This is a genomic window from Saccharopolyspora sp. NPDC045941, from assembly GCF_056431445.1.
Genome location: NZ_JBWKKU010000108.1, coordinates 1 through 22,456, shown reverse-complemented (window position 1 = coordinate 22,456; position 22,456 = coordinate 1). Strand labels below are relative to the sequence as shown.

The following is a 22,456-nucleotide window of genomic DNA, read 5'->3' as shown; positions in this document are numbered from 1 at the left end:
AGCGGATAACGCATGCCCTGAACACGACAGCAAGATCAACAACAGCCAATCAACCAACCAAGATCACCATCAGCAACCATCGGTGGATTGAGGCTGAATGAACAGGGCGGAAGCCGACCGGCCGGCTTGAGGTCGAGATGCCCAGTAGCGAACTTGTGGAGGGCTGATCAGTTCTCGATAATGATGACTATTTCAGGATAAAATGAAATTCTGATTTTGGGGTCTGTTCGCCCTCTGGTCTCGACGATCTTCAGGACACGCTCCAGTCAGGCTGCGGTTGGGGCCGACCACATCGGAGCGTGGGGTCAAGTCGGCCCCACGCATGTGGATGTGTCAGTGGTCGACAGTGAGTCGTGTCGGCTTCGCGCACACGGAAATGGTTCCGCGGCCCCCCGGAACAGCCGTGTGTCGGCCTTGCGTCCGACGAGCGCCTGTTCGGGTTCAACATGTCGAGGCCGTCAACGAGTCTGGTGTCCCAAGGCTTTGAGGACATCGGAGATCCACACTAGGGCGTAGGGGGGAACCGGTTCTCCGTGAGAGAGCAGCTGGGTGAGGTTGTTCCAGGATTCGGAGAGTTGGCCGACGGTCAGCTGTTCTGGGTCCGGTTGGGTGTAGATGTCGTAGGCGGCTTCCGGTGGGATCGACCAGAAGTAGTCCTTGTCGAGTTCGACGGTCTCGCCTGCCTGTTGTTGTAGGTTGTCCAGTGCCTGGTTGAGGACCTGGCGTAGGACCTCGACGGACACCGCGGACTCGTCGTTGCTCATCGTGCACCCTTGTAGATCTTGTCGATGTTCTCCCGGAACGTCTGGAGTTCTTTCTCCAGATGCCTGACACGGCCGTCGATGATCCGCTGGCGGACCTCGTCGTTCGGGGCGTTCTTGAGGATACCTTTGTTGTCGTAGGCTTCTGGATCGCGCTTGTAGGCGTCCAGCTTGTCTTCGTGTTCTTTGATGAGTCGTTCGTATGACTCGACGGAACGCCGGTCTGACTGCGATAGCTCTGACGGGTCCTGCGTTGCTTCCTCCGCCGCCGCGTCTGACTCGCCGGTGTCGACGACTTCGGTGTAGTCATCGCCTGCCGCTTCGGCGCCCAAGCCGGCCATCGAAACGCCGATCATCCCTACGCCGGTTGCGATTCCAGCTGTGGAGACGGCGCCCAGTGGGACTCCGGCGACCGCGCCGACACCGGTGGCGTCGAGTGCGACACCGGCGGTCTCCCCGGCGGCGCTGACGGCCGTGAGCGCGGCACCTCCTACGACGCCGAGGACCATTTCGGGGTGGTTGAGTGCGGCGTTGCCGAACGAGGCAACGGCGTTGACCGCGGCGCCGGCGGCGTCGCCAATGACGTCCCCGGCTTGTGCCAGCCAGCTTCGTTCCGGGGCCTTGTCGCCTGCGCTCCCGACGACGTCGGCGGCTTGCTCGGCTGCGGATGAGAGTTGTGTGCGAGCGCTGTTGAGGATGCTGCGGGCCTGCTGCCGTTTGGCTTCGCCGGGGTCCTGGAAGGGGATGTTGACCGGGCCGGAACCCGGGGGCGCTTGTTGCTCGGCCCGCGAGACCGCGCGGTCGTGCTGTTTCTTGGCGTAGTTGGTTTGGGCCTCGCCGGCATCCCAGAGCGCGATCGCTTCTCTGGCTTGTTCTTGTGCCCAGGCCAGGGTCTCGCTGTAGCGTTCCAATGCCTGGGCCGCTTGGTGGAAGCAGTCTCCGGCTTCGAGCCACTTTGTTGGCTCGCCATCGAAGGCTGACCGGAATTGCTCGGCTGCCTCGCCTTCCCAGCCTTCCGAGCTGTCGATGCGTTTGAGCCCGTTGCCTGCCTCGTGCAGGCTGTCGCCATAGGCTTTCATCGAGGCTGCGGTGTCGCCGACTGCGTCCGGATAGCCGGGAACGAGGGCTTTGGGGTCGGTGGTGGTTCCGAGTTCGGCTGCCACTACTGGGCCGCCGGGTCGTCGCCGCCGGCGCGTTGCAGGATGCCTTCGAAGTGTGCTCGGGTGGCTTCGTCGGTGTGCCGGTAGGCCTGGACGCAGTGGTCGAGTCGCCCGGAGATCTCTTGAGCGTCCTCGGTCAGGTTGCTGACGCCTTCGTTCCAGCGGTCGCAGAACTCCGCGACGGTCGTGGCGAGCCGGTCGTGGCCGAAGGCGTCCGCTGGGCTGTCGATGTCGCTGACCTTGCGCCGGTTCATCGCGTTGATCGTGTCGCGCACGCCTTCCGATGCGTGGGTTAAGGCGGTCAGGTCGACGCGAAAGCCGTCCACCAACAAACTCCGTCCTCGGCTCGTCTCCAGGTCATGGCACACCCTAGGCACGTCGAGAACGGGGCACGGCCGGTTGGTGATCATTCGCACGAACGGCGTAACGCGGAGCTCGTGAAACAGGCATCGGCCGTGCTGACCAGGTGTGCGCCAGGACGTGACGGCCCGGCTGATCAGGGGCGACACGACCAACCACAGGGACACCACCACAGGACACCCCAGGCACGCGACACTGAGCGCTCCTTCGCTGGGGTCGCAGGGGCAGCATGGAGGTTCGTCTCGTCGGCATCTGCTCTTTGGAACGGATTGCAGCGGACTCCGAACGCGATCACCGCACGGTCATGGAAGCACTGTCGGTCTGCCTTTGGGAACGCGCGTCAGCAGCGTCACGCTGCTCAGAGCTCGATTCGTGCCTGGCAAGATCCGGTTCCGGAATCGTGGTGTGGGGAGAGGGATGTTCGAACGGTTCACTGACCGCGCGAGGCGGGCGGTCGTGCTCGCGCAGGAAGACGCCAGGGTGCTGGGGCACACCTGCATGGGCACCGAGCACCTGCTGCTGGGGCTGCTCCACGAGGGGGAGAATGTGGCGGTGCAGGTGCTGCGTTCGTCGGGGATCGGTTACGAGCGCGTGCGGGGGCTTGTCCGGGGGACCTTGGGCGTGGGGGAGGAAATATCAGGCGGGCACCTGCCGTTCACGGATCGGGCGAAGCGGGTGCTGGAGATGTCGCTGCGTGAGGCGGTGGGCCTGCGGAACAACTACATCGGGACCGAGCACCTGCTGCTCGGCCTGCTCAGTGAGGGTGAAGGCTTCGCTGCCCAGCTGCTGGTCCGGTTGGGCTTCGATCGACCGCAGGCGCTCCGGCGGGTCGCAGACGTTCTTGGTAGACCCGAAGATCCTCACATCGGGTGACTGCCCGGGGCGGAGCGACCGGGAATTCGCTGAAAGCGATCACGGATCCTCGCGGGTTCGAGATGATGTCCGGCATGGCTCGGATGACCGGATGGCGGCGTGGCGCGGTGTGGGCGGGCGGGGTGCTGCTCGTGACTGGGCTGGGGGTGTTCCTGTCGTTACTGGGGCTGGATCGGGCGAACCAGACGGCGGGCGTGCTGAGCCTGTTCGTCGCTCTTGCGGGTCTCGGCGTGGCGGCTGCGGCCTACGTCGGCGACCGGAGAGTCGAGAAGCGCGCGGCGACAGGCAACGAGGGCGGCGGGGCCGTGCGCAACGAGATCAGCGGTGGGAACTTCCATGGCACCGTGCTCCAGGTCGGCCGGATCTCCGGGCAGGTCAAGCTTTCCGGCTCCGAGCGGGACGGAGAGGATCTGCCGGAGTCCGGGGACAGCGAGCCGGAACCGCGGCGATGATGCCGGGATCGCGGCGGAAGGCGGCGGTCGAGAACAAGATCACCGGGGGCGTGTTCTTCGGCACCGTGATCATGGGCGAGGAGGTCTCCCTCACGCTGCCGCCGGAGGTGCCGACCGCGCTCGGCGGTCTCCCTCCGGCCCGCACCGGGTTCACCGGGCGGGATGCCGAGCTGGACGAGCTGGTGGCTGCGTTGGCTGCCGGGGACGGACCGGCGGTGCCGGCGCAGATCACCGGGCTGCCGGGGGCGGGCAAGACAGAGCTCGCGATCCAGGCCGCGCACCGCGCTCAGGCGGAGGGCTCGTTCCCCGCCGGGGTGCTCTTCGTCGACCTGCATGGTAATCAGGGGCGGATTCATCGGTTCCGGAGTCATTGGCTGCATTTATCGCAAAATGCAAGCATTTCTGGTGTTTGGCCACGGTGCGCTCCACTGCGCCAGCGAGGTTGTTCCACACGGCACTGGTGGGCCGCCAGCGAGGTGCCCGTAGCGCGGGTCCTTTTCCAGCGGCCCCCAGCCCGAACGACGCATGCGACTTTCACCGCACGTCGCTCTCCGGTGACTACTGCGTGAGACGCGGAGCGGGCTGTCCAGAGTGGATTGCATTGTGGCACTCGCGACAGACCACCAGGGTCTTGCGCCGCCGCCGTGCCATCAGTTGCGCCCACTCCGGCTGTGGCTGTCCTGGTCGGTCGAGGTCTGCGAGCTGTCGGACGTGGTGCACCGAGATGCCGTCCGTGCCCTTGCAGAGTTCGCACCGACCCGCCAAGAGCCGGGTGACCAACTCCTTATGGCGGACGACTCCCGGGACCAAGACACGGTCGGAGATCGCCGTGTCCTTCTGCCTTCTCAAAGGAATGCCGCCGAACCGTGCGACCAGTGGCTTCCTGCCACTGCGTTCGATCCTGGCCTCGAAGCACTTGCGCAGCCCGTGCGGGGTGTTGACGGTGGCCGCGTACTTGCGGGCCATCGTCGACACCGACGAGCGGTGCTTGTTGGCCAGGGTCTTCAGCAGCGAGGTCTCCATGACCCAGAGCAGCCGGTAGAGACGATGGACGTTCCCGGCCAGCAGGTAGTACTGGACGATGCCCCGCCACTCGGCCCCATATGTATTGACGACGGTGTGGTCGTCCTCATTGATCAGATGGGGCCTGCGCTCGGGTTTACCGCGCGACAGGTAGGGGGCTTTCTTGGTTTTGATCACCGATTCCGGCACCCGCAGGCTGACGACGCCGTTGGCGCTGCGACGGCCACGGGTGACCTTGCGGTCGTTGTGGAGCACGGTGATCTCGTAGCCGAGGAATTTCGCCGCCCCGGTACGGGCGTGCGTGATCAGCGTCTTCTCGGACGAGAGTTCCAACTTGAGGTCATCATGCAGGAATGTCGTCAGGCGCTGTTTGATCTCCTCGGCTTCGGCCTTGGGTCCGGCGAAACCGAAAAGGGTGTCGTCGGCATACCGGACGTAGTGCAGCCGCCGGAAGCCCGGATCGCGGGGATCCCCGCTGGGCATACCGCGCAACTGCTTACGCAGTTCCCGCGCCGTGACGCGGTCGCCGCGCTTGTGCGCTCGGTCTCGTGCCGCACGCACCCGGGCGTACTCGGTGTCTTGCTTCCTGATCCGCCCTCGGGTGTATTCCGGGATGAGCACTGTCTCGACGAACTCGTCCAGCCGATGCAGGTAAATGTTGGACATGACGGGCGAGACCACGCCGCCTTGCGGAACCCCGCTCAACGTCGCGTTCCAGACCCAGTCCTCCAAGTATCCGGCCTTGAGCATGTTACGCATCAGGCGCAGGAACCGGTTGTCCTGGATCTTCTCCGCCAGCCTGGACAGCATGATCTGATGATCGAAACTCCCAAAGCAGTTGGAGACGTCTCCCTCAATGAACCAGGTCGTCCCGGTCCAGGTGTTGGCCACCTCGCGCAGCGCGGTGTGGCATCCCCGGCCGGGACGGAAACCGTGTGACCGGTCGGAGAAGGTCGGCTCGTAATACGCCTCCAACAACAGACGCGCCACCTCACCCACCAGCTTGTCCGACCACGACGGCAAGCCCAGCGGTCTGCGTTTCCCGTTCTTCTTCGGGATATATATCCGCCTGACGGGGCTGAATCGGTAGCGCTCGTGACGCAGCGCATCAATGATGCGCTCGATCTTGCCCAGCGACATGCCGTCCACGGTTTCCCCGGAGGCCCCAGGCGTCATCGCCCCATGGTTGGAGTGGATGCGCCCATAGGCCAACAGATACAACTGCGGGTTGAACAACTGCCGATACAGCTCATCACACGGCAGGCCACGCCTGCCGCGCTCACGCAGGACACCCAGCACCGTTTCGGCGCTCTGCATTACGCATACCTCCCGGTCGTTGAGTGTCCGATCACCTGGTCTGCTTCGCCCTGTGGACGGCCTTCCCGTCCGCCTTGGCCGGGCGTGACTCCGGCGACTACTACCAGACCTCCGTCGCCATAGGACTCGCGTCCCGTAGGCGATCCCATGTTCGTCCTGGCCGTACATGACAGCGTGACGTAGGCGTCCCACTCATCCCCTTCAATGTCCTCATTGGACATCGTTCCGTGCTCCGGAGGTTGCTCCGGCCATGGCACCAAACCGGAGCAGAGCACGGCGTCGGCTTCGGGCGTCATTTCCGACGGATGCGACCTTTCATCAACTGGGAATTGGGATTCAGGCAATCCAGCTTTCGCCATATCACGCGGGTCCCACGACGCGCCGCCTCCAACGCCTGAGCACGGCCGCCGCTTCAATGGCATGCTGTTGTCCCCTTCGCCTTTCGGCTCCAGGTAAGCCACCGGACCCAAGAACCTCCCTCCAAGTTCCTCCCGGCTGAGCCGGGTATACAACCAGGCGCCTCATGGCGCACTGCCATCGATCAGCCACCTGCAGCGCGTCCGGGGCGCCCTCGCGGGTGCCGTCGGCGTAGGCGCCGGCGCGGTCTCCCCTGGGTGTGCGATCGCCGCGGTCGCTCTCAGCTGGCGTCTGGTCACCAACAGGAGTGGGATACTTTCCTGCCAGGACGGATCCGTCGACGTGGTATTGGCGACGGGGGGAGGCGTCGATGGCGGTATCAGTGGACGACATCATCCCGTTCGATGGCGCTCGGCGGTGGCTGCAACCGGAGTCCGGACGCGGGAGCGGCAGCGATGCGGCGTTCTTCGAGGCGCGGCCGGACCTGGTGCTCGTGGCGAAGCGTGCGGTACGCGCGTTGCGCGGCGGGTTCGTGCGCTACCTCGACATCGCCGGGAACGTGGTGCGCCGCGTCACGGTCGACGTGCCGGACGCGGAGCGGCGGATCGCGCGGCTCGACGTCGCCGACGCCGAGGTCCCCTACGGACTGACCGTGCGCGAGCTTCAGGTCGCCACATGCGTCGCCAGCGGGCTGGGAAACCAGCAGATCGCCGACGCTCTCGGCTGCACGCGACGCACGGTGGCCACGCATCTCGAACACGTGTTCACTAAGACTGGCGCCGCCTCCCGCGCGCTCGTGGCGACGCTGATCGCCGCGGAGGACGCCTACGTGGCGCCCTTGCCGAGCCCTGATCTCGTGCTTCCTGGACCGCTGCTAGCCGTGTTGCGCGGTCCCGTGACGGCATCGCGGGTGGCGGCGCGTGCTCCGCGGCCCCGGCCGGCGCTGCTCGGCGCGGTGTACCCGTCGGCAGGCGCCGAAGTCGTAGCGATGCGCCGCGGCGCGAAACTCGCGGTGCAGGGACTCAACGCGCGCGGCGGCATCGCGGGCCGTCGCGTCGAGCACGTGACCGTTGCCGCGACATCCGAAGGGCTAGTGGACGCGGTCACGGCGCTCACCGCGCGCGGCGTGGACGCCATCATGCTCGGGAACTTCCCGCTGCCGTTCGCGCGTCCGGCGATCGCGGCCGCGGCAGCCGCTGGAGCGCCCGTGCTGCACAGCATGACCGGGGCAGCGCTCTCCGAAGACGTGCACGCGGACCCTGATGGCCTCGGTGCGGTGTTCCAGGTCTGCTCGACCGAGTCCGCCTACGTGCCGGGTTTGTTGCGGACGGTCCGGTGCCTGGAGGACAGCGGCTCGTTCCGGCCGAGGCGCCGGAGGCTGGCCGTGCTTCAGCGGGCGAGCACGTTCGATCCGGGCGTCTTCGAACGCGTGCAGCGCCAAGTGGCGGAGGTCGGCTGGAACCTCGTGTTCCTCGAATCGGTTCAGGACCGCACCGCGAACTTCGCCGGCCTGGTCCGGAGGCTGGAACAGGCCGAGCCGGATGCGGTGTCACTGTCGATCTTTCCCGAGCCGACGCTGCGCGCGTTCCTGTCCACCGCCGGGTCGCTGCGTGAGCACACGCTGGTGCATGCGGCGTGGTCGCCGGTGGCCCCGGGCTTCACCAGGCGATTCGGTGAACTCAGCGAGGGCCTGGTGTGGTCCACGTTGATCGGCAATGTGAACAGTCCCGTGTGCGACAGGTTCGAACGGCGGTTCCGCGCGGCCTTCGGCGCCGATCCGGGACTGGCGGCCGCGGCGGTGCACTTCGACATGGTCAACGTGCTCGCCCTGGCGTGGAGCCGGGTCAGCAGGCCGTGGGACTTCGCGGCCGTACAAGAGCAGCTGAGGTCGACGGCATCGTTCGGCGTGACCGGAGCGCACGAGTTCGTGGCGCGCGGTCAACACGGGCTCAGCTACCCCGACGACACCGACGACCCGACGCGCGGCCATCCGCACTTGGCGTACCGCATCTCGGGCGGCATCAACCGGAGGCTGGTGCCACCCGAGCTCAGCTGAGCCACGTCGGGGCGGTCACCGAGCCGATGCCATCACCGCCATCGACGGGCACGGTGCGCCCGTTGACCCAGGAGGCGTCCTCGCCGAGCAGCCATGCGATCACGGCGGCGATGTCGTCAGCACTGCCGATGCGGCCCTGGACGCTGGCCGTTCGAACGGCCTCCACGTACGACCGCGGCACGGGATTGATGGCCGACGCCACGTCCACGAACCCGGGAGCCACGGCGCAGCACCGGATCCCGTCGCGGCCGTGCTCGAGTGCGAAGCCGCGCACCAACGCGTCGAGAGCCGCCTTGGACGCCGCGTAGACCGCGGTGCCCGGCCGCGCGCGGGCGGCGGCCCCGCTGCTGACGAAAACCAGCGTTCCCGGCCGGCCCTCTGCCACGCAGTCGCGGACGAACTGCGCCCCGGCGCTCAGCGCCGAGCGCGTGTTGACGGCCATGACCCGGTCGAACAGATCCTCGTCGCTGGCCGCCACCGGCACGGCGGGGAAGACGCCCGCCGCGTGCACGAGCGCGTCGAAACCACCGCGCTCGGCCCACAGCCGCGCCACGTGCGTCGCGACCACGTCCCGCTCTGCGAGGTCGAGTTCGGGCAGGTCCACGCCGGTGACCGACCAGTCGGCCGCCTCCAGCCGACACGTCACGGCGCGGCCGATGCCGCCCTGTGCTCCGATCACCAGGGCCGAACGCTTCGATGCCACGATCACCCTCCCATCAGAGCGGGCCGCACCCGCCGGGCGACGTCGACGCACCGCTCGAAGACGACGCCGAGCTCGTGGCAGCCGATGATGAACTGCTCGAGCGCGACCATGCGCGCGCCCCGGCCGATGACCTGCGGATGCAGTGTCACGGTCGCGACCCCGTCCGCGATGGTGTTCGCCATGTAGCGGACGTCGCCGAGGAAGCGGTCGAACATGGCCGCTGCGTCCTGGAGCCCCGGCATTACGAACTGCGGCGTGCGCACGAACTCCAGGTGCGGGTAGTCGTCCAGCGTCCAGGAGACGGGCAGTTCGACCACCAGCGAGTTGTCGCCGAAGCGGAACGGGCCATCCAAGTCGCACCGGTCACCGGACCGCGCGAGATAGGGCTCGAAGTCGGTGCCCATCAACGACGAGTCGTACTCGACGCCGAGCTCGGTGAGGATCGCGACCGTGTTGTCGGTGAAGTCGAAGCTCGGGGTGCGGTGCCCCGCAGGCGGGAGCCCGGTCAGCTTCGCGATCAGCTCGGCCGAGCGCCGGCTCACGGCCATCTCCGCGTCCCTGTCCAAAGTGGTCACCGGCTCGTGCGCGTAGCCGTGCAGCGCGATCTCGTGTCCCGCCTCGGCGATGTCCGCGCACTGCGCGGGGTAGGTCTCCAGCGTGTGCCCCGGGACGAAGAACGTGGCCGGGACCTCGGTGCGGCGCAGCAGTGCGAGGATGCGGTCCATGGCGTACGCGCCGAACTCGCCTCGGGAGATCGGGCCAGGAGTGGTTTGGCCGCGCGCGATCCAGAGCGAGATGGCGTCGAAGTCGAAGGTCAGGCAAACGGTTCCGCGGCTCATGCGGGCACCTCCTCGGACTGCGTGCCGGGCAAGAACTCCAACGGCGCGACGCGCAGGTCGTCGAAGAGGGTGTCCAGCTCCCAGCGCGCGTATCCGTGGTTGCTCGGGGGACCGGGCGCAATCCACAGCACTCGATCGGTCAGGTCCATGACCAAGGAATAGACGGTGGCGGTGCGTTCGGCGGCGGGGACTCCGGAATCGGGGTGGCGGCAGATGCCGTCCGGATACGACCACGCGTCGCGCAGCGTCGCCACGATGTCCGCCACCCGCACCCGGCGTTCCTCGAGCGCGGGTTCGAGCAGGTGTCTGGCCCGTACCGGACGCAGCAGCGTGAGCGCGCTCGTCGCGGCTTTCCGGTCCTGCAGCGGCAACGACGCCTGGAAGTGGTTGGAGTGGGTGAGCAGGCCGCCGTCGGGCACCAGGGTGCCGAAGACCCCAGGCGCGAGCTCGAAGTTGATGGATTCGCCGCCCGCGTCGGCGAGCAGCACGTTGCCGGAGGAGATCCTCTCGACGGGCAGCAGCTTCTTGTGCGCGCCGGACATCGTCTTCGCCTGCAGCGCGCCGCGCAGCAAGTAGTGGTACGGCACGCCGGCACCGCCCCGGTCCAGGTCGGACACCAGCAGGTTGGCGCACACGCCCAGCCCCGCCGAGTTGAGTCCGCTCTTGGCGAGCATGCCCGCCTCGGCGAGCGAGAGCACGCTGAACCCGGTCTCGTCGCGCGTGGCCAGCAGGAATGTCACAGCGGCCTGTTCGGGATGCCAGTCCCAGTTCTGGGCGAGCAGGGTGTGGCCGTTCTCCGTGTAGCGGGGCAGGACTGACAGCGACGTGCACCCTTCGTCGCGGTAGCCCGTGCCGTAGAGCATTTCCGTGCGCGCGTTGAGCGCGGCGAGTCGGTGCGCGGGGTGCCCGGAACCGGCGGCCATGCCTTCGAGCATCGCGGCGATCTCGGGGGAGTAGGAGGCTGCGACGTCGAGGTACACCCGCCCCCAGCGGTCGATGTCAGCGTCGCTGAGTCCGGCGTCGTCGTGGAACCGACCAACGTAGGTGTCCAGGCTGCGCGCGATGAGATCCGCGGTGCGCGCACCGAGGTCCTCGCCCATCTGCCGATTGCTGCCCTGCACGACGATCAGTCGTGGGTGGCTGTCCTCGCTCATGTTTGACCTCACTTCAGTTCGGTTCGGTGGGTTTCCGGCATCGAGCACACGGTGGCGAAGGTGATGACAGCCGCAGCCGTGGGGAGTGCGGCCACGACCAGCGCGTTGCCCGTGAGGTCGATCAGCGCGGTGGCGATGAATCCCGCCGTGCCGCCGAAGGCCATGACGGAGAAGTTGTAGCCGATGCCCAGTGCCGAGTACCGGACGTTGGTGGGGAACAGTTCGGCGAGCGCGGCCGGGCCGGGACCGGAGAAAGCAGCGAGGACGAGCGCGATCAGCACCTGGCCGAAGTACGCGCCCGCGACGTTACCGGTCTGGAACAGCCACATGACCGGGAAGCTGAGGAGCACGAACCCGCCGGAACCGATGAGCAGCAGCGGTTTCCGCCCGATCCGGTCGGAGAGGCCGCCGAAACCGAAGATCGCGACCGTCAGCACGACGAGTCCCACGATGTTCGACGCCTCGACCGTGCTCGAATCCAAGCCGACCTGCTCGCGCAGGTGGGTCGGCAGGTAGGTGAGGAAGAAAAAGTAGGCCATCGTCCAGCTCACGGTGAAGAAGAAGCCGCGTGCCATCGCGGCTTTCTGGGTGCGGAAGGCGAGTCGCAGCGGGCTGTCGCTCGTGGTGCCGGCCGCCTCCTGCGCCTGGTAGGCGGGCGTGTCCTCGAGGCCGAATCGCAGCAGCAGCGCGACGATCGCGGTCACGGCGCCGATCAGGAACGGCACCCGCCAGCCGAAGTCGAGCATGCCCTGCTCGCTCCAGAACAGCGAGTTCAGCGCGACGACGGCCGCGGCGACCAGGAAGCCGGCCGCGGTGCTGACCTGGTTGAGGCTGCCGTAGCGGCCCCGCGACCGCGGGCCGGCGTATTCCACGAGCATGGCGGCGGACCCCGCCCACTCGCCGGCGACGGCGAATCCCTGGAACAGCCGCAGCACCACCAGCAGCACGGGCGCGGCGATGCCGATCGTCTCGTAGCCCGGTAGCAGTCCGATGAGGACGGTCGCCGTGCCCATGAGGATCACGCTCGCGAGCAGTGCGGGCCGCCGGCCCAGTTTGTCGCCGATGTGGCCGAAGAAGATGGTTCCGAGTGGCCGGGCGAGGAAGCCGACCGCGAAGACCGCGAACGTGGACAGCAGGGCCGAAGTGGAGCCGCCCACGAAGAAGTGGGCGCTGAGGTACACGGTCGAGTATGCGTAGACGAGGTTGTCGTACTGCTCGAGCAGGTTTCCGACGCTGCCGGAGATGACCGCGCGGAGCTTGAGCCCGGGGCGGGTGCCGGTTGCCGCGGGTCTGGTGTGTTGTGCCGTCATGGGATTCGCTCCTCGGGAGGGGCTGGTGGGGGTCAGGAAGCGGCCAGGTAGCCGCCGTCGACGGGCAGCAGGACACCGGTGACGAATGAGGACTCGGGACCGGCGAGGAACGCGAGCGCATTCGCCAGCTCGTCCGTCTCGCCGGGTCGCGACATCGGTGCGCCGGAGACTCGCGCGTCCAGTGCCGCCGGCGGGAGGTGGTCGAGCAAGGGAGTGCGGAACACCCCGGGCAGCACCGCGTTCACGCGGATCCCGCGCGGTGCGAGCTCTACCGCAGCGATCTTGGTCAGCTGGTGCACCGCGGCCTTGCTCATCTGGTAGGCCACCGACGAGGGAACGGTTTCCGCGCCGGCGGGTGGGGTGGTGACCCCGTAGATCGAGCCGACGTTGATCACCGCGCCACGTGTGTGCGCGAGGTCGTCGGCAAAGGTTTTGATGCCCCGCCAGGGACCGAAGGCGTTCACCGCGAGAACCCGGGTGAAGTCCTCGTCGGTGGTGGTGAGTAGGTCCGCCCGAGCGCTGATGCCGGCATTGTTCACCAGCAGGTCCACCGGCCCGAACCGCTCGTGCACCAGGTCCCGCAGCCGGTCCCACGACGCGGGATCCGCCACGTCGAGACGCAGCTGGTCGTCGGTTTCGGCATCGTGGCCGATGTCGGCGCGCACCACGGTCGCGCCGAGCCCCGCCAGCCGGTCGGCGAACACGGCACCGATGCCACCGGCCGCACCGGTCACCACTGCGATCCTGCCGTTCACGGCCACTCCTCGTTCGTCCTGGTCGGCGACGGTGTCGAGGACAGTAGGGTCGGCTAGCAGGTCGGACATCGGTCGTTCGACCGATGCGGACGACCTGCCTACGAACACGCGGCGGTCCGAACACGCGGCGACGCCCGGCCCTTCCGCAAACGGTGGCCGGGACGCCGGTATTCGCTGGCGCCGCCCGCAGCAGAGCGTCTCGTGAGTGACTGCCTCGGCCTGCGAGCGCAGGAAGCTCGCCCAGGTACTCGAGCTCCGCGGCGCGGCTTGTCGGCAAATGCAGGTGAAGAACACGTCGTCGCTGTTCTGGTACCTGAGATCGGTACCGGAGGACGGAAGAACGCGCGGCCGCGTCGCGGTAGTCGGCGAACTACTCCCGCGAAGACGGTTCCGTCCGTTCGGTGAGCTCCGGAGTGGTGTCCTTCTCCGTCGCCGCCCAGCTGGAGAGCAGCATGAGCGCCTCGTGCGAGGAAGAGCCAGGTTCTGCGGTGTAGCCGACGAGGGGGAGGCCTTCGGCGCTGGTGATCTCCAGGGTTTCGAAGCGGAGGGTCAGGTCACCGACGGCGGGGTGGTGGAACTGCTTGTCGCCTCTGCGATGTGCCCGCACGTCGTGCTTCGCCCATCGCGAGCGGAACTCGTCGCTGCGCGTGGCCAGCTCGCCGATGAGCCCGGTGACTGCCTTGGAGTAGGGCGAGCGGGCTGCTTCGACGCGCAGCAGTGCGACCGCATCGTCGGCAGCCTTGTCCCAAGCCGGGAACACCTGGTCGGCGTGATCGTCCAGGAAGATGAAACGAGCCGTTCGGCGGCGCGGGCTGCCGTTCGAAGACCGCCGCGTAGAGCACTCGGCCCAGCGCATTGGCTCCGATGATGTCGAGGTGACCGTTCTGCACGATCGCCGGGGCCGACATCATGTCCAGAAGGACTTGGATGCCCTCCGGGACCTGCTGGCGGTTCGTCCCGTCCCGGCCCGATCGCTTACCCGCCTTCGTAGTGGTTGCTCGGGCCAGATCGAATAGCTGAGTGGTCTCGATCTCGTCCAGCTGCAGCGCTGTGGCGACGGCGTGGAGGATCTCCTCGGAGACGCCGGCGACGTTCCCGCGTTCGATCTGGATGTAGTACTCGGCGCTGACGCCGACCAGCAGCGCGACCTCCTCGCGTCGCAGGCCGGCAACACGACGGCGCCCTCCTGATGGGAGCCCAACCTGCTCTGGGGTGATCTTCGCGCGGCGGGTCATCAGGAAGTCCCTGACGTCGTTGGTGGTTCCCATATTGCGAGGTTAGGGCTGCCTTGGCAGTCTTGACAGGTGCTGCCGATACCCCTCAGCGGCCTCTGTCATCTGCGCGCAGGTGTCGGCAGCCTTGTTGGTGCAGGCCCGATCCGCTGGGCATCAGCACAACCACTAGTAGTACTTCGTTAAGTCTTGATCTTGTTGGTGGGCATGCTTCATGATCTCGGTGTGGATCTTGGTGCGGTGGAGCGTCTTCGAGGCGAGCTGGCGGAGTTCGTTGAGGAGGTGTTCGCGTCGGTGCCGCGGAAGGATCAGCGGCGGCGGGGGGACTGCTATCTGCGGGGGTTGATGCTGGATGGCGCCCGGAAGTCGATTCAGCCGATGGCCGAGCGGTTGCCGGATGGGAACATGCAGGCCCTGCAGCAGTTCGTGAACCAGTCGCCGTGGGACCACGAGCCGGTGTTGCGCACGATCGCGGCCAAGATGACCGAGGTGATCGGTCCGCGGGCGTGGGTGGTTGATGATGTGTCGTTTCCCAAATCCGGTGATCAGTCGGTGGCGGTGGCGCGGCAGTACTGCGGCGCGCTGGGCAAGCAGGCCAACTGCCAGGTCGGGGTGAGCGTGCATGGAGTCACCGATGCGGCGTCGTGTCCGTTGTCGTGGCGGCTGTTCGTTCCCTTGGGGTGGAGCGATCGGGACGATCCACGCCGGCCTCGCACCGGGATGCCCGAGCACATCGGCCATGTCGAAAAGTGGCGGCTGGCCCTGGAAACTCTGGACGAACTGACCGAGCAGGGGCTGGCGCCGCCGGTGGTGGTCGCCGATGCCGGTTACGGCCAGACCGCCGCGTTCCGGCACGGCCTGGCCGCGCGGGGCATGAACTACGTCGTGGCCGTCCGCGGCGACGAAAACGCTCACACCGAGAGCGCCACACCGGCCGCGGCCGCCTACCCGGGACGCGGTCCGCGCCCGGTACCCCGCTACCGCGTACCGACGGCCTCGCTGGCCGAACTTGCCACCGCAGAGGGCCGCCGCGCGTTCCGTCAGGTCACCTGGCGCCACGGCTCCCAAGGGCCGATGCGGTCGCGGTTTAGGGCGATCACGATCCGCCCCGCCGGCCGGGCCATGACCGATCTCGTCCGTAACGACAACGGAGGCCGCAACTGGGACGGTGTGCTGCCTACGGCGACCCTGCTGGTCGAATGGCCACCCGACGCCGAGACACCGGACTACTGGATCACCAACCTGCCCGCCAACACGCCGATCCGAAAACTCGTGCGCCTGGCCAAGATCCGCTGGCGGATCGAACACGACTACCGAGAACTCAAACACGGCCTCGGACTCGACCACTTCGAAGGGCGCACCTGGCGCGGCTGGCACCACCACGTCACCCTCGTCACCGCCGCCCACGCCTTCCTCACCCTCCGGCGACTGGACCCAAAAGCCCCCACGCCGGCCTGACCCTCTACCAAACCCTGACGCTGCTCCAAAGCGTCTTACTGTGCTGGACCGGCGTTTGCCCCACATGCCAAAGAAAACTCCCCAAACGAAGACAAACTTAACGAAGTACTACTAGCTGACCTCGCCGCCTGCGGAGTGCTGGAGCAGCTCGCTGTTCAGTTCGATCTGATCTCGGTCTGTCGAGCACGAGGCCCAAGGATAGGTCGGCGGGCCTTCGTCGGTGCAAGGACGCCGCGGCTACCAGGCCAGAACGCGATAGATCTAAATCTAGAGGCGTCTATTCCGGTGGGTTGAGGGGCCACGCGGTTTGGTAAGTTCGGAGCCATGGTGACGAGCAACGACGTGGCGCGGCACGTCGGATTGTCACAGACCACGGTTTCGCGTGCTCTGCGTGGCGACGCCTCGGTCACTCCGAAGACCCGTGACCGAGTGCTCGCGGCGGCTCGCGAGCTGGGTTACGTTCCGCACTCGGCCGCGCGCACACTCGTGACCCGACGTTCCCGTGCTGTCGGTGTGGTCGTGGCTGACCTGTCGAGCCCGATCTACCCGGTCATCGTGGAGAGCCTGCAAGGCCGTCTGGACGAGTGCGGCTACCGGATGATCCTTATCCGGGACCCCGATGAGCCTGGATTCGAGAACGCTACGGATGTTCTCACCAGCGCAACCGTGGACGGCATGCTTTTCGTTTCTGCTCGTGACAATTCCGCGGCGGTGCGCCTCGCGACGGAGCGCGGCGTGCCGGTGGTCCTGCTCAGCCGTGACGACGCAAGTGCGACCACGGACGTCGTCCTTTCCGACGACCGCGCCGCGGGTGAGCTCGTTGTCTCTCACCTCGTCGAATGGGGCCACGAGCGGATCGGGGTGCTGTCCACGCCTCGGGACCGGTCCAACGGTCGCGACCGCGAGGACGGGGTGCGGGAGGCCCTGCGCCGACGAGGGATGCAAGTACGCGAGGAATGGATCAAGCGGACGTCGTTTGATCATGCCGAGGCCGTTCGTGCGGCGTGCGCGATTCTCCGGGAGCCGGAGGCTCCGACAGCCCTGTTCTGCGTCGCGGACTCCTTCGCTTTCGCGGTGCTGGACGCGGCGCACCAGCTTGGTCTCCGCGTTCCCGAGGATCTCTCTGTCGTTGGTTTCGACGACTCCGAACCGTCGCGTTGGTCATTCGTGCGGCTGACCACGGTTCATCAGCCGATTCGTGAGATGTCGTGCGAGGCTGTGGATCGGTTGGTGAGCCGGATCGAGACCTCCGGTACCCACCAACCGACCACTCGCGTGTTCCCGGTAACGCTCCGGGAGCGAGCGACGGTAGCCCGTCCAGCGCGCTGATCAGGCGGTGTTGCGGCCACCGCTGAGGTCGAGGGTTTGGCCGGTCATGTAGCTGGCCTCCGGGGAGAGTAGCCAGGCCGCGAGCGCGGAGAACTCCTCGGGCAGTCCGACCCGGCCCATCGGCACCTTTGCGAGCAGAGCCGCGTTGCGCTCGGCGCTGAGGTCATCGAGCAGTCGGGTCTTCATCATCGACGGGGCGATGCAGTTGACCGTGACTCCATCCTGCGCGACTTCCTTCGCGGCGGTCTTGACCAGGGCGACCAGTCCGGCCTTCGACGCAGAATAGGCCGCCTGGTGCGGATTGCCCTCGCGGGCCGCGATCGAGGAGAGGATGGCGATCCGTCCGTAGCCCCGGTCTTGCAGCTTGGGAAGCAACGCGGCAAGTCCGTGCAGGCATCCGTCGAGATTGATGTCCAGCACTCGCGACCAGCCCGCGACCGGCATGTCGGCCACGGTCGTCTCGGGGCCCTGGACACCATGGGCGAATAGCGCCCCGTCGATGTGGCTGTACTGGTGCAGCACCTCGGCGGTCATGCGACCCCAGTCGTCACGCTTGGTGACGTCGAGGGCGAGGCTGTGCTCGGGAGCGGACCCGTCGCCGCGCCCGCTGGCGGCGACGTCGGTGCAGATGACCGTCGCACCCTCGCGCATCAAGCGCTCGGCTGTGTTCGATCCGAGGCCCCCCGCGGCCCCTGTTACGAGGAGGACCTGGCCGTCGAACCTGCCGGGCCAGAAGATCTCGGGGCTCGCGGTGAGAGATCGGGACTGCACCCCGTCACTACGATTTGCGGTACTGGTCACGAGGTTCCCTTCATCGAGGTGTCGATGTGGTCGAAATGGGACACGTATGCCCGGTGGAGCCGTTCGAAGTGCTGGGCGTGTCCGAATTCAGCGCAGCCAGCAACATCAGGCACCTCGATGCTGACCGGTGTTGCCGGGAAGGTCTCGAGGATGCTCCGGAGCGGGAAGCTGCCTTCGCCGGGGCTCTGTCGTCGTGAGCGTGATTCGAGTGGAAGTCGGTCGGTGCTGACCGTCTGTCCCAGCGGCATTCGCTGCGGAACAGGCAGTGGGGGAGGCGTTTCGGGGCCGTCGCAGAGCTGGATGACGCGGAGCGCATCGGCCGGCACGGCCTGGAGGTCTTCGACTCGGCCGCCTGCGCGTACGAAGTGCAGTACGTCGAGCATGATGCCGCAGCCCGTCTCGCGTGAGAGTGCGCTGGCGGCCGCGACCGTGTTGATCGACTGGTACGCGATGGGTTCGAGGCTGGGCTGGATCCCGTGGTCGCGGCCATCGGCGACGAGTTCGGCGAGCGTTTCCCTCAAGCGGTGTTGGTCGGCGTCGCCTCCGATCACGTTGAGCACGGTGGCGCCCAGTGCCGCACCTGCCTCGAGGGCGGGCAGCCACTGCTCGCGTCCTCGGGTTCCGTCGAGGGTGAACGCCTCGACGTCCAGCACGGTCACGCCGGTCTCGGCCATCGCGCGTATCGTCTGCCGGGACATCGGGGACCCGGGGGTCATCGGGTAGCGCTGCTCTGACGGGGTGGCGGGAAAGACCCGGACGCCGACCGAGGTGAAGCCGGCGTCGGCCGCGTGCCGGACCAGGTCTGGTGGGGCTAGGTCGAGGGCTGACAGGTGTGCCACGCCCAGTGGCTTACTCATGAAATGAACGCTCCTGTGGGTTCGGGTATTGACGGGCCCGCAGACGGCTCGTACCGTCCTGCACATCCGAATGACTACGTAGTCATTCAAACACTCGACCTACTCCGAGGCAACGGCGCACATCAGGAAGGTCAAGGCGAACAGCTCATGACGACGCACCCTTCAGGCCCCATCCCAGATACCGGAGAGTCCGGTCCACTCGACGCCTCGGCCTCACCTGGCATCGGCCCGGGTGGTTCGGGATCCAAGCGCAGCGCCATGGCCAGCACGGTCGGCGCGATCGTGGATTGGTACGACTTCTTCCTGTACGGCACCGCTGCAGCGGTCGTGTTCGGGCCGCTGTACTTCCCATCGGCAAATCCTTTGGCCGGCCTTCTTGCCTCAATGGGGTCCTTCGCGGTGGCGTTCGTGTTCCGGCCGATCGGGGGCGCGGTCTTCGGACACTTCGGCGACAAGGTCGGGCGGAAGAAGATGCTGGCCGTCACCGTGCTGATGATGGGGCTGGCCAGCACCGGGATCGGACTGTTGCCTCCGTACGCGGCGATTGGTCTCGCCGCTCCGGTACTGCTGGTCCTGTTGCGTGCGATTCAGGGAATCGCAGTCGGCGGGGAGTGGGGTGGGGCGGCCCTCATGGCAGTTGAGAACGCACCCCGGCGGAAGCGCAACTTCTTCGCATCCGGCGTTCAGACCGGCTCGTTCGTCGGCCTTCTGCTCGGTACGGCTGCCTTCAGCCTCGCTCGCGGACTCACGACCGAAGAGCAATTCATGGCATGGGGCTGGCGGATCCCCTTTCTGATCAGCATCGCCTTCGCCCTCGTGGCGTTCTGGGTCCGGTCCGGTGTCCCTGAATCGGCGAAGTTCAAGGAGATCGCTCGGGAACAGCACAAGGCCCGCGCCCCACTGGCGGTTGCGCTGCGGACCAGCCCCAAGCAGATCCTGGCCGTCATCGGAATGCGGATGGTCGACCAGAGCACCTTCTACATCGGCTTCACCTTCGCACTGGCCTACACCTCGAACTTCACCGACAACTCGCCCGCGAACGTCCTCACAGCCTCGATGGTCGCGATGATCCTGGCCATTCCGTCACTGAGCCTGTGGAGCACGCTCGCGGACCGCTACGGGCGTCGGCCCTTCTACATCGCCGGACCGATGCTCGCCACCGTCGCAGTGTTCCCCCTGTTCGTGTTCCTGGAGAACGGCTCGCTCGTCGGCCTGACCTTGTCCTTCGTGGCTCTCATCAACCTCGGTCACAACATCTCGGCGTGCGTGCAGCAGACATGGTTCACGGACTTGTTCGACGCCCGCATCCGGTACAGCGGCGCGGGTTTTGCCTACGCGCTCGCCGGGGCCGTCGGCGGCTTCATCCCTCTGACCGCGACGGCGCTGCTCGCTTTCAATCTCGGCTGGTACCCCGTGGCCGGGCTCGTGACCGGGCTCTGCATCGTCTCCGTTCTCGCTGCTCTGTGGTCGCACCGCTGGACCACATCCGCAGGTGAGAGCTCCACGGTGTGACCACCGACGAGTCGTCTGAGTCGGGCCGACCGGTGGCGCACAACTACCACCGACAGCAATCACGATTTCCTGCCACATCTGGTAAGTCTGGAGAACTGCAACCGTGACCATGCCGACGAGCGCACCCGCCACCACCGACGTCATCATCGTCGGCTCCGGAGCCGGAGGACTGTCCGCAGCAGTGACGGCCGCGCAGGGCGGACTACGCGTAACGGTGCTGGAACGTGCCGACGTGTGCGGTGGCGCCACAGCGTGGTCGGGGGGTTGGATGTGGGTACCTGGCAACCACCTCGCCCGGGCGGATGGCGTCGACGAGGATCCGGCGGCCTTCCGCGCCTACCTGGTCGCCGTCCTGGGGGACGACTTCGACGAGGAACGAGTCGACGCGTTCCTCGACTCCGCTCCCCAGATGGCACGCTTCTTCCAGGGCAACACCGCACTTGCCTTCACACCCGGCGCCAAGATCTGCGACATCTACGGGGACTTGCCCGGTGCCGGGACGGGTCACCGCTCGCTCGCGCCGACGCCAGTAAACCTGCGTGAGCTCGGGCCGGACGTGGGCCGGTTGCTCCGGCGTCAGCTGTATGAGACCTCGTTTCTGGGGCTTGGGATCATGGCCGGGCCGGATCTCGCCGGATTCCTGGCCGCAGCGCGCGGCGACGCACGCGGCCTGGCACACGCGGTCCGCCGCGTCACGCGACACATTGCCGACCTCGCCTTCTACCGACGCGGGCAGCAGTTGGTGAACGGCACCGCTCTGGTCGGTCGCCTGCTGCGCGCGGCGCTGGACTTCGGCGTCACCATCCGCACCTCCAGCACAGTGACCAACATCGTGCGCGATGACGAGGACCGGGTGATCGGTGTCGAGGTCACCACACCCTTCGGCAAGGAACGCCTGCACGCGGAGCGAGGTGTCGTGCTCGCCGCAGGCGGGTTTCCCCACGACCGTGAACGGCGCCGTGCTCATTTCCCCACCGGGCCGGATCACAACTCGCTTGCCCCGGCCACCGCCGACGGCGCCGGAATCGACCTCGGCCAGGCAGCAGGCGGGCGTCTCCGCACTGATCTAGCGTCGCCCGCGGCATGGTGCCCGGTTTCTCTGGTGCCCTACCGCTCCGGGCGAACGGGGGTGTTTCCCCACATCATGGACCGCGCCAAGCCCGGCAGTATCGGCGTCCTGCGCAACGGTCGGCGCTTCGTCAACGAGGCGAACGGCTACCACGACTACGTCACGGCCATGATCGCCGCGAGCTCGGACGGCGACCAGCCTGAGGCATGGCAGATCGCGGACGCGCGCTTCGTGCGCCGCTACCCGCTGGGCATGGCCAAACCCCGCCCGGTCCCGCTGTTGCCCTATTTGCGCAACGGCTACCTCAAGCGTGGTCGGACCCTGGCCGAACTCGCCGACGCCTGCGGCATCGATGCCGCAGGCCTCCAGACCACGGTCGCCAACTTCAACGAGCATGCGCGGCAAGGACACGATCCGGAGTTTGGCCGCGGCTCCACCCCGTTCAACCGATACGGCGGAGATCCTTCCACCGGCTTCCCGAACCCGTCGCTGGCGCCGATCGAGAAAGGCCCGTTCTACGCAGTCAGGGTCGTGCCAGGCAGTTTCGGGACCTTCGCGGGCTTGGCCACCGACGCCCACGCTCGAGTGCTTGACGATGACGACAAGGCCATTGCTGGCCTGTACGCGGTGGGTTGCGATCAGGCGAGCGTCATGGGCGGGCACTACCCGGCCGGTGGCATCAATCTCGGACCGGCCATGGTCTTCGGGTGGATCGCCGGCATGGATCTGCTCGAGCTTCCGAGAGGCGGTTTCCGCGTCAATCAAGTTGGAGGCTGATTCTGCCGAGATGTGGAGGAGTGTTCGGCCGGTCGGCATGTCACCGAGCGAGAGTCGGCCCCTCGACGCTCCGCTTCGCGCGGATCCGTGGCTGACGTTCTGCCATCGGACACATTGACTTTCGACGACCATCCACTAGTAGTACTTCGTTAAGTCTTGATCTTGTTGGTGGGCATGCTTCATGATCTTGGTGTGGATCTTGGTGTGGTGGAACGTCTTCGGGGCGAGTTGAGCGAGTTCGTGGGCGAGGTGTTCGCTTCGGTGTCACGGAAGGACCAGCGACGGCAGGGGGACTGCTATC

18 protein-coding genes and 2 pseudogenes are annotated in these 22,456 nt (G+C 66.9%); 8 read left to right on the top strand and 12 right to left on the bottom strand.

Going from position 1 to position 22,456, the window contains the following annotated elements; genetic code table 11:
- Nucleotides 1–458: 458 nt before the first annotated feature.
- From AC07FN_RS43890 to AC07FN_RS43880, 3 genes are read right to left on the bottom strand one after another with little or no spacing between them, the layout of a single operon-like run.
- On the bottom strand, nt 459–764 hold the full coding sequence (locus tag AC07FN_RS43890) for a hypothetical protein (RefSeq protein WP_478401033.1): 306 nt from the start codon (nt 762–764) through the stop codon (nt 459–461).
- Nucleotides 761–1,924 (bottom strand): putative T7SS-secreted protein, encoded by a 1,164-nt coding sequence (locus AC07FN_RS43885; protein WP_478401032.1) that lies wholly within the window; start codon nt 1,922–1,924, stop codon nt 761–763. Before AC07FN_RS43885 ends, AC07FN_RS43890 begins: the two co-directional genes overlap by 4 nt.
- Nucleotides 1,924–2,247, bottom strand: a complete 324-nt coding sequence (locus AC07FN_RS43880; protein ID WP_478401031.1) for a hypothetical protein — start codon at nt 2,245–2,247, stop codon at nt 1,924–1,926. Before AC07FN_RS43880 ends, AC07FN_RS43885 begins: the two co-directional genes overlap by 1 nt.
- Before the next feature lie 451 nt (nt 2,248–2,698).
- On the opposite strand from AC07FN_RS43880, the pseudogene AC07FN_RS43875 reads away from it, so the two are divergent.
- From AC07FN_RS43875 to AC07FN_RS43865, 3 genes and pseudogenes are all read left to right on the top strand, one after another.
- Nucleotides 2,699–3,124, top strand: a pseudogene (locus AC07FN_RS43875) (Clp protease N-terminal domain-containing protein); the annotation flags it as partial.
- A 104-nt stretch (nt 3,125–3,228) separates the two neighbouring features.
- Nucleotides 3,229–3,606, top strand: a complete 378-nt coding sequence (locus AC07FN_RS43870; RefSeq protein WP_478401030.1) for a hypothetical protein — start codon at nt 3,229–3,231, stop codon at nt 3,604–3,606.
- Complete coding sequence (locus AC07FN_RS43865) at nt 3,603–4,175, top strand: hypothetical protein (RefSeq protein ID WP_478401029.1); 573 nt, start codon at nt 3,603–3,605, stop codon at nt 4,173–4,175. The genes AC07FN_RS43870 and AC07FN_RS43865 overlap by 4 nt, the downstream gene beginning before the upstream one ends.
- Here AC07FN_RS43865 and AC07FN_RS43860 read toward each other — a convergent pair.
- Nucleotides 4,165–5,946: a reverse transcriptase/maturase family protein gene (locus AC07FN_RS43860; RefSeq protein ID WP_478401028.1), complete on the bottom strand. Its 1,782-nt coding sequence runs from the start codon at nt 5,944–5,946 to the stop codon at nt 4,165–4,167. The two genes, AC07FN_RS43865 and AC07FN_RS43860, sit on opposite strands and share 11 nt — an antisense overlap.
- A gap of 727 nt (nt 5,947–6,673) precedes the next feature.
- Here AC07FN_RS43860 and AC07FN_RS43855 point away from each other — a divergent pair.
- Nucleotides 6,674–8,359: an ABC transporter substrate-binding protein gene (locus tag AC07FN_RS43855; protein WP_478401027.1), complete on the top strand. Its 1,686-nt coding sequence runs from the start codon at nt 6,674–6,676 to the stop codon at nt 8,357–8,359.
- Here AC07FN_RS43855 and AC07FN_RS43850 read toward each other — a convergent pair.
- The 6 genes and pseudogenes from AC07FN_RS43850 to AC07FN_RS43825 form a co-directional block, all read right to left on the bottom strand.
- Nucleotides 8,352–9,062: an SDR family NAD(P)-dependent oxidoreductase gene (locus AC07FN_RS43850; protein ID WP_478401026.1), complete on the bottom strand. Its 711-nt coding sequence runs from the start codon at nt 9,060–9,062 to the stop codon at nt 8,352–8,354. The two genes, AC07FN_RS43855 and AC07FN_RS43850, sit on opposite strands and share 8 nt — an antisense overlap.
- A 2-nt stretch (nt 9,063–9,064) precedes the next feature.
- Nucleotides 9,065–9,901, bottom strand: a complete 837-nt coding sequence (locus tag AC07FN_RS43845) for a polysaccharide deacetylase family protein (RefSeq protein WP_478401025.1) — start codon at nt 9,899–9,901, stop codon at nt 9,065–9,067.
- Nucleotides 9,898–11,055 carry a C45 family autoproteolytic acyltransferase/hydolase gene (locus AC07FN_RS43840; protein WP_478401024.1) on the bottom strand — a complete coding sequence of 386 codons (1,158 nt, stop codon included), beginning with the start codon at nt 11,053–11,055 and terminating at the stop codon, nt 9,898–9,900. Before AC07FN_RS43840 ends, AC07FN_RS43845 begins: the two co-directional genes overlap by 4 nt.
- 8 nt (nt 11,056–11,063) lie before the next feature.
- Nucleotides 11,064–12,365 (bottom strand): MFS transporter, encoded by a 1,302-nt coding sequence (locus AC07FN_RS43835; RefSeq protein ID WP_478401023.1) that lies wholly within the window; start codon nt 12,363–12,365, stop codon nt 11,064–11,066.
- Nucleotides 12,366–12,397: 32 nt separating this feature from the next.
- The gene (locus tag AC07FN_RS43830) at nt 12,398–13,189 is read right to left on the bottom strand and encodes an SDR family NAD(P)-dependent oxidoreductase (protein WP_478401022.1); all 792 of its coding nucleotides are present in this window, start codon (nt 13,187–13,189) and stop codon (nt 12,398–12,400) included.
- A 301-nt stretch (nt 13,190–13,490) separates the two neighbouring features.
- Nucleotides 13,491–14,355: pseudogene (locus AC07FN_RS43825) on the bottom strand (helix-turn-helix domain-containing protein).
- Nucleotides 14,356–14,577: 222 nt separating this feature from the next.
- On the opposite strand from AC07FN_RS43825, the gene AC07FN_RS43820 reads away from it, so the two are divergent.
- Entirely contained in the window at nt 14,578–15,810 is a 1,233-nt protein-coding gene (locus AC07FN_RS43820) for an IS701 family transposase (protein WP_478401021.1), read from the top strand.
- A 324-nt stretch (nt 15,811–16,134) separates the two neighbouring features.
- Complete coding sequence (locus AC07FN_RS43815) at nt 16,135–17,139, top strand: LacI family DNA-binding transcriptional regulator (RefSeq protein WP_478401020.1); 1,005 nt, start codon at nt 16,135–16,137, stop codon at nt 17,137–17,139.
- On the opposite strand, the gene AC07FN_RS43810 is transcribed toward AC07FN_RS43815, so the two are convergent.
- Together AC07FN_RS43810 and AC07FN_RS43805 are read right to left on the bottom strand one after the other, a co-directional pair.
- Nucleotides 17,140–17,910, bottom strand: a complete 771-nt coding sequence (locus AC07FN_RS43810; RefSeq protein WP_478401019.1) for an SDR family NAD(P)-dependent oxidoreductase — start codon at nt 17,908–17,910, stop codon at nt 17,140–17,142.
- 26 nt (nt 17,911–17,936) lie between these two features.
- Nucleotides 17,937–18,797: a sugar phosphate isomerase/epimerase family protein gene (locus AC07FN_RS43805; protein ID WP_478401018.1), complete on the bottom strand. Its 861-nt coding sequence runs from the start codon at nt 18,795–18,797 to the stop codon at nt 17,937–17,939.
- A gap of 258 nt (nt 18,798–19,055) precedes the next feature.
- On the opposite strand from AC07FN_RS43805, the gene AC07FN_RS43800 reads away from it, so the two are divergent.
- Together AC07FN_RS43800 and AC07FN_RS43795 are read left to right on the top strand one after the other, a co-directional pair.
- Nucleotides 19,056–20,309, top strand: a complete 1,254-nt coding sequence (locus AC07FN_RS43800) for an MFS transporter (protein ID WP_478401017.1) — start codon at nt 19,056–19,058, stop codon at nt 20,307–20,309.
- A gap of 109 nt (nt 20,310–20,418) precedes the next feature.
- Entirely contained in the window at nt 20,419–22,155 is a 1,737-nt protein-coding gene (locus tag AC07FN_RS43795) for an FAD-dependent oxidoreductase (RefSeq protein WP_478401034.1), read from the top strand.
- Nucleotides 22,156–22,456: the final 301 nt, after the last annotated feature.